Annotated in this window: 11 protein-coding genes; 5 read left to right on the top strand and 6 right to left on the bottom strand. The window is 50.8% G+C overall.

Features of this window, described 5'->3' with window-relative positions; all coding sequences use genetic code 11:
• Positions 1 to 28 precede the first annotated feature (28 nt).
• From EYB48_RS13645 to EYB48_RS13670, 6 genes are read right to left on the bottom strand one after another with little or no spacing between them, the layout of a single operon-like run.
• Entirely contained in the window at positions 29 to 526 is a 498-nt protein-coding gene (locus tag EYB48_RS13645; RefSeq protein WP_162020921.1) for an acyltransferase, read from the bottom strand.
• Positions 527 to 536: 10 nt separating this feature from the next.
• Complete coding sequence (locus EYB48_RS13650; protein WP_162020922.1) at positions 537 to 1,763, bottom strand: class I SAM-dependent methyltransferase; 1,227 nt, start codon at positions 1,761 to 1,763, stop codon at positions 537 to 539.
• On the bottom strand, positions 1,760 to 2,323 hold the full coding sequence (locus EYB48_RS13655; RefSeq protein WP_162020923.1) for a dTDP-4-dehydrorhamnose 3,5-epimerase family protein: 564 nt from the start codon (positions 2,321 to 2,323) through the stop codon (positions 1,760 to 1,762). Before EYB48_RS13655 ends, EYB48_RS13650 begins: the two co-directional genes overlap by 4 nt.
• Before the next feature lie 11 nt (positions 2,324 to 2,334).
• Positions 2,335 to 3,405 carry a CDP-glucose 4,6-dehydratase gene (gene rfbG, locus EYB48_RS13660; protein ID WP_162020924.1) on the bottom strand — a complete coding sequence of 357 codons (1,071 nt, stop codon included), beginning with the start codon at positions 3,403 to 3,405 and terminating at the stop codon, positions 2,335 to 2,337.
• Positions 3,390 to 4,160 carry a glucose-1-phosphate cytidylyltransferase gene (rfbF, locus tag EYB48_RS13665; RefSeq protein ID WP_162020925.1) on the bottom strand — a complete coding sequence of 257 codons (771 nt, stop codon included), beginning with the start codon at positions 4,158 to 4,160 and terminating at the stop codon, positions 3,390 to 3,392. Before rfbF ends, rfbG begins: the two co-directional genes overlap by 16 nt.
• On the bottom strand, positions 4,157 to 6,355 hold the full coding sequence (locus EYB48_RS13670) for an O-linked N-acetylglucosamine transferase, SPINDLY family protein (RefSeq protein WP_162020926.1): 2,199 nt from the start codon (positions 6,353 to 6,355) through the stop codon (positions 4,157 to 4,159). Before EYB48_RS13670 ends, rfbF begins: the two co-directional genes overlap by 4 nt.
• 380 nt (positions 6,356 to 6,735) lie before the next feature.
• Here EYB48_RS13670 and EYB48_RS13675 point away from each other — a divergent pair, with 380 nt between their 5' ends.
• The 5 genes from EYB48_RS13675 to EYB48_RS13695 all read left to right on the top strand — a co-directional run bounded on the left by EYB48_RS13675 (position 6,736) and on the right by EYB48_RS13695 (position 11,931).
• The gene (locus tag EYB48_RS13675; protein ID WP_162020927.1) at positions 6,736 to 8,532 is read left to right on the top strand and encodes a flagellin N-terminal helical domain-containing protein; all 1,797 of its coding nucleotides are present in this window, start codon (positions 6,736 to 6,738) and stop codon (positions 8,530 to 8,532) included.
• An 83-nt stretch (positions 8,533 to 8,615) separates the two neighbouring features.
• Positions 8,616 to 8,987, top strand: coding sequence for a flagellar protein FlaG (locus tag EYB48_RS13680; RefSeq protein ID WP_162020928.1), 372 nt, complete (start codon positions 8,616 to 8,618; stop codon positions 8,985 to 8,987).
• Between the two features lie 96 nt (positions 8,988 to 9,083).
• Positions 9,084 to 11,099, top strand: coding sequence for a flagellar filament capping protein FliD (gene fliD / locus EYB48_RS13685; RefSeq protein WP_328823410.1), 2,016 nt, complete (start codon positions 9,084 to 9,086; stop codon positions 11,097 to 11,099).
• A gap of 22 nt (positions 11,100 to 11,121) precedes the next feature.
• The gene (fliS, locus tag EYB48_RS13690; protein WP_162020929.1) at positions 11,122 to 11,589 is read left to right on the top strand and encodes a flagellar export chaperone FliS; all 468 of its coding nucleotides are present in this window, start codon (positions 11,122 to 11,124) and stop codon (positions 11,587 to 11,589) included.
• A gap of 6 nt (positions 11,590 to 11,595) precedes the next feature.
• Positions 11,596 to 11,931, top strand: coding sequence for a flagellar protein FliT (locus EYB48_RS13695; RefSeq protein WP_162020930.1), 336 nt, complete (start codon positions 11,596 to 11,598; stop codon positions 11,929 to 11,931).
• Position 11,932: the final 1 nt, after the last annotated feature.

Here is an 11,932-nt window from a genome sequence, read left to right on the forward strand (position 1 = left end):
TGCCAGTTCTGTCAGGCCTCAGTCCTGATCACGCCTGCACACCGCGCTCACCCAATTGCCGCAATGGGTTCCCACCTTGTATGGTGTAAGCAGGAACTTCACCGCGTACGACCGAACCGGCGGCAATCACACATCCCCGGCGTAGCACAGCACCATCGAGCAAGACACAGTTCGCACCTATCCACACATCATCCTCAATCACGATGCCGCCTTTGCTGGGCAAAAAGCCTTGTTGATTAATGCGAATATCCCGCGCCATATAAGCATGATTCACCGGCGCGAAAGTGCAATTTGCGGCAATCGCCACATCGGCGCCAATACGGATGCCATTGCCGGTATACAGCACACAACCGGAATTAATCACACTGCGCTCACCTATCCACAAATCACCGCTGCCGCCTGCCGGTTTGATTTTGACAAAACTATCGATCACAGCACGGGCAGCAAGTACGATGCGGCTTCCCCTGACCGAATCTTCAATATCCGCCAGGCGCGAAACCACAGCATCGGGATGAATTTCTATCATAGGCAGCCTCTTACACTATCTTCCATTCAGGAATCGCAAACACCAGGCGTCCACCCCAGGCACGTATCATGCGCAAATCCGCACTGATTTCCTGCTCCAGATTCCAGGGTAAGACCAACACAAAATCCGGCTGATCTTGGATCAGGTGATCCAGATGGACGATAGGAATCCGGCTGCCTGGCATGCATTTGCCTTGTTTATGCGGATTGATATCCACGACATAGGACAGCAAATCGGCCCGTACACCAGCAAAATTGAGCAAGGTATTGCCTTTAGCCGCTGCACCATAGGCAGCAACTTTCAGACCTTGCTCACGACTCGCGATCAAAAATTTAAGTAAGGCATATTTAGTTTGCTCAGCACGCTGTTGCGCATTGCGGTAGAAAGTCAGGCTATTGACGCCAGCTTCCCGCTCTTTCTGCAACAAGGCATCTACCCGCCCACTGCGCTCACGCTGGCCGGTATCGGAACGCTGCGCCAGCACACGCAAACTACCACCGTGGGTAGTCAGTTGCTCCACGTCAAAAACCTTTAAACCCTGACTATTGAAAATACGCTCTACCGCCAGCAAGGAAAGGTAAGAAAAATGCTCGTGGTAAGCCGTGTCAAACTGATTCAGGTTCACCATATTCAGCAGATGAGGAAACTCAAAACTGGCTACTCCCTGCGGCTTGAGCAAGGCGGCAAATCCAGCCACAAAATCATTCATATCCGGCACATGCGCCAGCACATTATTTGCCACCGTCAGATCCGCTGATTTCCCTTCTGCAGCCAACTGCTTTGCCAGCGTCAGTCCAAAAAACTCTTCACGTATCGCCAGCCCTTTGTCACGCGCGGCGGCAGCGGTACTGGCGGTCGGCTCTATGCCCAGACAAGGAATACCCGCCTGCTGTACGTACTGCAGCAGATAACCATCATTGGCCGCCACCTCAACCACATGACTGTCTGCATTCAGTCCCAGACGCTGCTGCATATCCTGCACAAAGCGCTGTGCATGCGCCAGCCAGCTCGACGAGCAAGAGCTGAAATACGCGTAATCGGAATCAAACAGATTTTCACGGCCAGTGAAGTCCAGGGTTTGTACCAGCCAGCACTGTTCACACACCATAAGCTTGAGTGGCAACCAGGTCTCTGCCTGCTGCAACTGCTGCGCAGATAAATAGGCATTCGAAGGAGGCGCGCTACCGAGATCGAGAAAAGTATGCGTTAAGGCCTGGCCACAGTGTCGGCAATTCATCGCCCTACTCCCTGAAAATGTTGGTCTAAAAATGGAAATTTCTGATCGCGCTCTGATTGTCGTCCAATTGGCAGTGGCCAATGGATCTGCAGGCGCGGATCCTGCACATGTACACCGAATTCACTATCCGGCGCATAAGCCTGGCTATGACAGTACAGCATTTCTACGTCATCGCTGAGTGTCTGAAAGCCATGCGCGAAGCCCTCTGGTATCAAATATGAACAGGCTTTTTCAGCAATCAGATGCACCGCATGCCAATGCAGGAAGGTGGGTGAACCCGCACGCAAATCCACCGCCACATCCCAGACTTCACCACGCAGACAGGTAATCAGCTTTGCCTCGGCATGCGGTGCTAATTGCATATGCAATCCACGTACACTGCCTTTCTCTTTGGTATAGGTATGATTGATCTGCTGTACAGGGTCACGCCAGCCAAACAAGGCAAGTTCTTCAGCGCAGAACAGGCGTTGAAAATAACCGCGCTCATCCCCCAGTGGCAGGCGCTGTATCAGATGTAAATCTCTGAGCGGGGTCTCTATCAATTCAAATCTCTGAGCCATGTCCTGTCCTTTCAGGCCTGCAGAAAATCCTGCAAATCACGGTCGCACAGCTGTGCCGCAGGCACACCTTGATAAAACTGCTGATACCAGGCCATCGTGCGCTGCACTGACCCGGCCAGTTGCCAGCGTCCGTAGATATTCAGTTCAGCTCTCGCCTTGGCCGCATCCAGTGCCAACAAGCCAGCTTCATGCGGCCCTTCCGGCTGGGTCGCAAAACGCAGATCACCACGTCCAAATGCGGTATGCGCCGTCTGTACCACTTCCCGTACGGTAGCGGCACTGTCCGGCCCAAAATTCCAGGCAGTGGCAAAGCGCGCATCAACCCACAGCGACTCCGCCAGGCACAGGTAAGCGCATAGCGGTTCCAGCACATGCTGCCAGGGGCGTACTGCATCAGGGCGTCGTATCAAAACTTCCTGCTCCAGATGCCAGGCTTTGGCTGCATCGGGTAATAATCTATCCTGCGACCAGTCACCGCCACCGATCACATTGCCCGCTCTTGCCGTCGCAATCCGGATATCCATCTCTTGCAGGAAAGCGCTGCGGTAACTGGCAATCACCAGCTCACTGGCCGCTTTACTCGCACTGTAAGGATCATGTCCGCCTAACTCAGCGGTTTCAGGATAAGACTGGCCGGTCTCCAGATTTTTATACACTTTGTCAGTAGTGACCATGACGCCGACCCGCACACCGGGCGTCAGCCGCATCGCATCGAGCACATGCGCTGTTCCCATCACATTGCTAGACAAGGTTTCAAGCGGTGTCTGGTAAGCGGGCCTGACCAGTGCCTGAGCAGCCAGATGCAGCACAATTTCCGGCTCGGCTTGCCGGAAGCTGCGTTTGACCGTGTCGGCGTCACGGATATCTGCCAATTGATGTCTGATATCCGGCAGCGACAGCGCTTCAAATAAGTTAGGTGTAGTGGCAGGAGCCAGCGCCAGCCCATGCACCTGCGCTCCCAGCGCAGACAACCAGTGTGCCAGCCAGGCACCTTTGAAGCCGGTATGCCCGGTCAGTAAAACACGCTTACCCCGCCAAAACGCAGGGTCAGGCAGACGCGGTCTCGCTACCAGATTTTCCATGGCGCCCGTCCGGAATTCCACAATTCTTCCAGCATATTTTTTTCGCGTAAGGTATCCATAGGCTGCCAGAAGCCGCTGTGTTCGAAGGCCATCAGTTGCTGCTGACTGGCTAACTGATTCAGCGGATCACTCTCCCAACTGCAGCTGTCATCCGGAATCAGCTGCAACACTTCGGGCGACAAGACAAAATAGCCGCCATTGATCCAGCCGCCATCACCACGTGGTTTTTCTGTAAAACCTGCTACCTGTACACCCTGGCGTTCCAGCGCACCATAACGGCCCGGCGGCAATACCGCAGTGACGGTGGCAGACTTACCGTGCTCACGGTGAAAGCGTATAGACTCTGCAATATTCACATCTGATACACCATCGCCATACGTGAAGCAAAATGCTTCTTCATCCTGGATGTAACGGGCGACCCGCTTCAAACGCCCGCCTGTCATGGTTTCTTCACCAGTATCCACCAAGGTGACTTTCCAGGGTTCGGCATGTCTCTCATGCACTTCCATGCGATTGTTTTGCATGTCGAAGGTCACATCCGACATATGCAGAAAGTAATTGGCGAAATACTCTTTGATCATGTAGCCCTTATAGCCACAGCAAATCACAAAGTCATTCACGCCATGCGCAGAATAGCTTTTCATGATGTGCCACAAAATAGGGTGACCACCGATTTCTATCATGGGCTTAGGCCGCAAATGGGTTTCTTCAGAAATCCGGGTACCCAGGCCACCCGCTAAAATCACCGCTTTCATACCTGATTATCCTCACAATAACGCAACCACATCTGACGTAAAGCCTGATCAAAACTCTGCCCGAATGCGGGTTCATTCATCAGCAATGATTCGCGCATAGTCTGGCGCATGGTCTGGCGATAATGCACCAGCCTCTCGATATCGTGCGCCAATATCAGCGCCTTTTGCGCATATTCCATCTCGGTTTCGGCAATCCACTCAGGGAATCCGGCCGCATGCAGAATACTGGCCCCCAGCCGTCCTACACTAGGCCGGTCTACTAAGGTGATATAGGGTATGCCCATATACAGGCTTTCAATTAAGGTGGTTCCAGAGTTATGCGGGAAGCAGTCCAGGCTGATATCGATTTTCTGTAAGGGCACCCATGAAGGCGACGCATAGCCAATATCCAGACGCGAACGCTCTATGCCGTAAGCTTCAAAGCGTTTCGCCATTTCATCCTGTATACCTGGATCATGGAAGTCTCCGCTATTGAGCACCAGACGTGAATTCGGCATGGCATCCAGGATGGCCGCCCACACCTTGATCACTTTGTGATTGATACGATTGGCGCGTGACAGGCTGCCAAAGGTCACAATGCCGTCTTTAAGACATGGAGGCTCACTCATTTCAGGTACGCCGGGATCAGGGCGGTATACGATAGTCGGCCCGTTCAGGCGCCAAATCTTCTCTGAGAACAGATGATCGCAGTGATCGGTCACCGAGTACTGGTCAGTCACGTAGTAATCGATCGCCTTCAATCCTGTGGTGTAGCCGAAATCCAGCCAGTGAAAGGAAACCGGTGCAGGTTTGCGGGCAAATACGCCCAGCCGGTTGTCGGTCGAATGTCCGCCAATATCAATCAGAATATCAATACCATCGTTACGTATCTGCGCAGCCAGTTCTGCATCTGATAAATGATTAGTTACTCTCCAATGATCAGTACATGCCTTATATTTATCTGTCACCACGTCTTCCATTGGCGGATCTGAATAGGCAAATACTTCGATATTGCTGCGATCCAGATGCTCCATCATAGGCAACAGGAAATAACGGCAGACCTGGTTGTAAAAAGCTTGTGAGACGATGCCGACTTTCAGCTTCTTGCCAGGGTCGCGTTGGTTCAGAAACGGCAACCATTCCCCACGGAACGGCGCACCAAAGCGCTGCTCGAATTCTTCATAGCCGCCATAAATCACCTCGGCCGGTAAATCCGGATGGTAATTCAGGACAAATAACAAGGAACTATAGATTTTACGGCTGAATTTAGATTGTGGATCTTGTTCCAAGGCCAAGGCCTGCATATATGCATCCAGTGCCTTATCGGCTTTGCTGGCTCTTTGCAAAGAATTGCCATAAGCGGCCCAGATTTTTGAATTACGCGGCTGATTCAGAATTTCAAGCTCGGCAAAATCGATCGCTTCCTTGGCCTTACCTTTAAGTGTCAGCACGTCGATCAATGCCGGTACCGCGATAGGATTATCAGGCATGATTGCGATTGCTTTGCGATAGTAGTCTTCGGCCTTGTCGTATTCTTTCTGTGCCGTGTAGACCTCAGCCAGATTACTGTAAAAGAAAGGCACCTCAGGATTGATACTGATCGCTCTCAAATAAGAAGCAATTGCCTCCTCCTGCTGACCATTTCCATTGAGGGCATTACCCAGATTATTGTGCGCATTCGCCAGCCCAGGCTCCATCACTATCGCTCTTTGCAAAGCCTGTATCGCTTCAGGAAAACGCTGCAATCCATTCAGCGCCGCACCCACATTGCCCTGTATGTGCGCATTTTGCGGCATCAGCGCTAAGGCGCGCTTACCGACTTCGAGTGCACGTTCAAAATCCTGTTGTTCAATGCGACTGATGGCGAGGTAATCCCAGCCAAATGGGTCACGTGGCAAGACCGTCGTCAGCCAGGCACTGACTTTTTCGAGCAAAGCAAAATTCTTTGCTGCTATCAGCGCATTCATTAAGTCGTAACAGGCATCGGCGTCCATCTTTGATGCCACGCTGCCTTCAAAGGCTTTTTGCAATGCATGCCAGGCAGCTTCAAAGTTACTTTGCTGTATACCTATTTTAGCCAGGAGATAATGGGCATCCGCATTCAAGGGATAGCGTGCGGTAATTTGCAGGCACAGATCAGCGGCATGGGCAAGGTCGCCATTTTTCAGACTTGCTTTGGCTTCTGACAGAAATTTTTGCGGATTAATTGCTTTCACTATAACTACCTCTTTCAAGTCCTGACGCGGAAAATGTAGCAAAAATTCCTGCAACACCTATCATGCAACGTAGAAATCACAGCTCAGATGCGCAAGAAGCCAATTTGACACCCTCATTTTATCGAGAAAATTTCTTTTTAATCAGCAAAACAGAGGCAAGATTACAGTCCAAATTACCCTAAAGTATTTTAAAAAAATGTCGTAGAGCGGAAAATACAGAGAAACTTAAGCAAAAAAAATAATATTTATTTGCGGTAACTTCCTAAAAGTTTTCAAACCTTGACCGTTACCCTTCACAACGGCGGTGCAACAGTCAACAAGACAGACCAAAGTTTGAGGCTCAAACGCCGAATTGAATAACTTAGGTAAGGAGAATCAACATGGCTTCATATATCAATACCAATATTGCGTCGATCAATGCACAACGCAATCTGAACTCTTCTCAAGCGTCTTTGTCCACTGCGATGCAACGTCTGTCATCCGGTATGCGTATCAACAGTGCAAAAGACGATGCGGCGGGTCTGGCAATTTCCCAACGTATGACATCCCAGCTGAGCGGTCAAAACCAGGCAGCTCGTAATGCAAACGATGGTATCTCTCTCGCGCAAACTGCTGAGGGCGATTTGCAGCAAATCGGCTCCAACTTACAACGTATCCGTGATCTGGCCGTTCAGGCATCCAACGGTACTAACAGTGCATCTGACCGTGCAGCGTTGAATAACGAAGCAAGCCAACTGATCTCCGAGATCAACCGTGTGGCCAGCACATCTAACTTCAACGGCGTGAATCTGCTGGATGGCTCTTTCGCAAACCAGACTTTCCAGGTTGGTGCAAACGGCACATCTAACGATCAGATCACGATCGGCGCCATCTCCAGCGCTAAATCCAGCTCTTTGGGTGTAGGCTCCAGCTCCAGCTACTCCTCTTCTTTGGCTGGCGCATCGAACACCAATGATGCAATCGGCGCAGGCTCCCTGGTCATCAACGGTGTAAGCATAGGCGCATCCAGTGCTGACGGCGTTTCCTACAAAGATTCTCACGGCAGTGCGATTGCTAAAGCAGCAGCGATCAACGCAGCTTCCGGCAATACCGGCGTGTCCGCAGTCGTGAATGCAAACAGCGTTGCCGGTACTGCAGTCAGCAGCGGCGGTCTGACTGCTATCACTTCTGGCTCTATCAAAATCAACGGCGTTGACATCGGCGCAGTTGCTTCTGCAAGTACAGCAGCAGAACGCGGCTCCCAAATGACAGCCGCGATCAATGCTAAATCCGCACAATCCGGCGTATCTGCCAGCTATGACACTGCTACTGGCGCTGTGAATCTGTCGGCTTCCGATGGTCGTAATATCACCATCGAAAGAACACAAAGCGCATCCACAGTTGACGCGCTGACTGGTCTGACAGCCAGTGCCACCAGCGGTGCATCGACTTCTACCGTTTCAGCACAGGTCAGCCTGACTTCCAGCAGCTCCAAAGGTATTCAGGTAACCAATGGCGCAGAAACCAGCGTCACAGCAGGTGGTGCAGCGACTACATCTGGCTTGTCTGCAGGTGGTATCACCATCAATGGCTTTGATATTGGTGCAGTTGCCAGTGGTGCGACAGCAGCGATTGCCGGCCAAAACATCGCCGACGCAATCAATGCCTCTGCTGCAAAAACAGGCGTAACTGCAACTGCAAACTCCAGCGGCACACTGAAATTGCAATCCCTCACAGGTGGCAACATTGTTGTTGCAGGTACAGCTGGTGGCCTGACAGCCTCTGGTCTGACTGCCGGTACAACCAGCGCTGCGGCAGGTGTAGGTGCAACATCGGTTGGTCTGAGCACAACGGCAGTCTCTGCCTCTGTAACAGTCGGTGGCGGCTTGTCTTCACTGGACCTGACCTCCGCCTCAAGTGCAACATCAGCGCTGGCGACCATTGACTCGGCACTGCAATCTGTGAACTCCTCCCGCGCTTCGTTGGGTGCGTTCCAGAACCGCTTCACTTCTGCGGTCACCAGCCTGCAAACTTCGCAAGAAAACTTATCTTCTGCACGTAGCCGTATTCAAGATGCTGACTTCGCATCTGAAACAGCGAATATGACCCGTGCACAGGTATTACAACAAGCTGGTACGGCGATTCTGGCGCAGGCTAACTCTGCTCCTAACGGCGTGTTGGCACTGCTGCGCGGCTAATCCCAAACAGCGGATACAATTAGTATGATGTAAATTTTCCCCCGGTCATTACGATCGGGGGATACTACTTTAAGGAAATGATCATGGACATCCGATCGATTGGCAATTCAGTGCAATCAGGACAACTGATCAGTGAAAAAGTGAACATCAGTTCTGATGCACAACGTGTCGGAAATACCAATGGACTCTCAGGCACTACAAACGCCAAAACTGAGTCCGGCACCGCACCAGACCTTAGCCAGGTCACTAAAGCTGTCGCTGACATCAACAAAAGCATACAGTCACTCTCTCAGGATTTGCAGTTCAGTGTCGATAAAGACAGTGACAAAGTGGTCGTTAAAATTATCGATCAGCAAACCAAGCAAGTATTACGTCAGATTCCAAGTGAAGAAGCTTTGGAAATCTCGAAATCGCTGGATAAGCTGCAAGGTCTGCTCATAAAACAGCAGGCGTAATGGCTTTTTCGGAAATTGACCCATAAATACCCCTCTGTCATCCGGATTGGGTCGGTCGTTGATTTGATAAAGTGATGGCTAATTAAGGAGAATCACGTGGCTACAATTCAATCAACTGGCGTCGGATCTGGACTGGATGTGAGCGGCATCATCAGTAAGCTGATGCAGGCTGAGAGTACGCCTTTAATCAACATCACCAGAAAACAAGCCAGCTACCAGGCTGACCTGACTGCCTTTGGTACAGTCAATGGCGCGCTCAGTTCATTACAAACTGCACTTGCCACCCTCAACAACGTCAATACCTTTAAGAATCTGAATGCTGCAATGTCAGATGCTTCGGTAGCCAGTGCATCCACTAACAGTACGGCAGTCGCTGGCAGCTACAACATCAATGTCAGCAAAATTGCGCAAGCACAAACTATTTCCAGTGCTGGCCAGGTTAGTACCACGACACCGATAGGATCTGGAGCCAGCACGACCATTAGCTTTCAATTTGGTACCATCACGGGAACCGCTGCGTCCGGCGTGTATACCGGTGCAAGCTTTGAACAGGATGCTACACAGGCAACCGGTACGGTCACCATAGACAGCACCAATAACTCACTGCAAGGCATACGCGACGCCATTAACGCTGCAAAAATCGGCGTACAAGCTTCGATAGTCGGCGATGGCAGTGCCACCCCGTATCACCTGGTACTCAACTCCAGTAAGACCGGCGCGACTTCCAGTATGAAAATCAGCACTACTGGTGATAGCGCGCTGGCTAACCTGATGAACTATGATCCGGCTGGCACACAGAATTTTAAAGAAGTTGTGAATGCACAAAGTGCGAATCTGACCGTAAATGGTATTCCTGTCACCAGCGCCAGCAATAATGTGTCGAGCGCGATTCAAGGTGTGACGATCACAGCTCAGAAAGTGGGCACCACCAATCTGAATCTGACTGCAAATACGACCCAGATACAAAGCGGCATTACTGCATTTGTAAATGCATACAATAGCTTGAATTCTACCATCGCCTCAGTCACCTCCTACAATCCGACGACTAAAGCTGCGGGCGCCTTGCTGGGTGATGCGACTGTGCAATCTGTACAAAATCAGATACGCAGTGTGATGACAAACTCAGTCGCCGGGCTTGGTGGTGGCCTGACCAATCTGGCACAGATAGGCATCTCTTTCCAAAAAGACGGCTCACTGGCAGTCGACTCCAGCAAATTACAATCTGCGCTGAGTGCCAATTTCAGCGATGTGGCGGGTTTGTTTGCAGCTGCGGGCAAAACCACAGATAGTCTGACCAGTTTTGTTGGCTCTGGCCCCAGCACCAAACCCGGCTCTTATGCCGTCAACATCACACAATTAGCGACCCAGGGAAGCCTGACCGGCAGTCTTAATCTCAACAGTGGTCCGACAACAATTGCCAGCGGCACTACCCTGTCATTTTCAGTTGATGGCGTAGCAGCTGACGTGAATCTCACAGCTGGCACATACACGGCAACCCAGTTAGCCAGCATGATACAGTCTGCAGTCAATGGCACTGCCGGCTTTAGCGCTAAGGGCATCAGCTTGAATGCCACGATAGACTCCAGTGGCTTTCTGAACATGACCTCAGGCAGCTATGGGTCAACTTCAAATATCAGCCTGAGCAATAAATCAGGAACCGGACTCGACCAATTGACTGGCGTTGTAACCTCAGGTACGCCGGGTAAAAATGTAACAGGAACCCTAAACGGGGTTGCAGCAATTGGTACAGGGCAAACTCTGACCGGTGCCAGTGGTTCAGATTCGGCTGGAATACAAGTTCTGATCAGCGGTGGCTCCACCGGCGACCGCGGTAGTGTGAATTTTTCGCAAGGCTATGCATTTAACCTGAATGCTGCCCTGAGTCGCTTTGTGGGCGCGAATGGAGCTATCACCAATGCCACCAATGGCATTAACAGTTCCATCAAAGATTTACAAAAACAGACCGACACCATCAATAAGCGGCTGGCAGCTACCCAAGCCAGGTATCAGGCCCAATTTTCAGCGCTAGATAAAATTGTGAGTTCTATGACAGCGACCCAAAATTTCCTGACCCAGCAAATTAACGTTTTAAACGGTACCACCAACAAGTAAAAGATTAAGCGAAGGAATTCCCATGTTTAGTTCATCATCAAATGGCGCGAATGCTTATACAAAAATAGGTGTTGAAACCGGTGTTATTGCAGCATCTCCTCACAAACTGATCGTGATGCTGTTTGAAGGTGCCATTGTTGCTATTAATAATGCTCAGGTACAAATGCATAGCGGCGATATTGCCGGCAAAGGCAAATCGATCTCCAAGGCCATTTCGATTATTGACAATGGCTTACGAGCCAGCCTTGATAAACGGGTTGGTGGTGAGATTGCCTTGAATCTCGACGCATTATACGAATACATGACCAGACAATTGCTGCTGGCCAACCTGAATAACAGCGAAGATGCACTGATTGAAGTATCAAAATTATTGCGGGACCTGAAATCCGCCTGGGACGCGATTGCTCCACAGGCTACGACAACCGATGCGCCACCTGTCATGATGCACGACCCTTTACAACCACGTCCTACTCACGTTTTTGAGGCTTGATTCAGAATGGAAAGCTTAGAAATTATCTCCTTGTATGAAAATGTCGCGTCTCTGACCAATCAGATGCTCAATGCTGCGCGGGACCGGGACTGGGAACGTTTAAGCGTATTGGAAAGTGATTGCTCCTTGAAAGTTGAAGCAATAAAGACGGCAGATACGCCTGCCCCGCTCTCCCCTGAATTAAAAGAAAGAAAAATTCGGGTCATTAAAAAAATCCTGGCGGATGACAGAGAAATTCGCGATATCACTGAACCCTGGATGACCGAGTTGTCGCAATTAATGCGTAGCTCAAATACAGCCATGAAGGTCAATACTGCCTACGGGACCGGTAACGCGGCCTAAA

The organism is Cognatundibacterium crateris, from assembly GCF_010078235.1.
In the GTDB taxonomy this organism is placed as follows: Bacteria; Pseudomonadota; Gammaproteobacteria; order Burkholderiales; family Burkholderiaceae_D; genus Undibacterium; species Undibacterium crateris.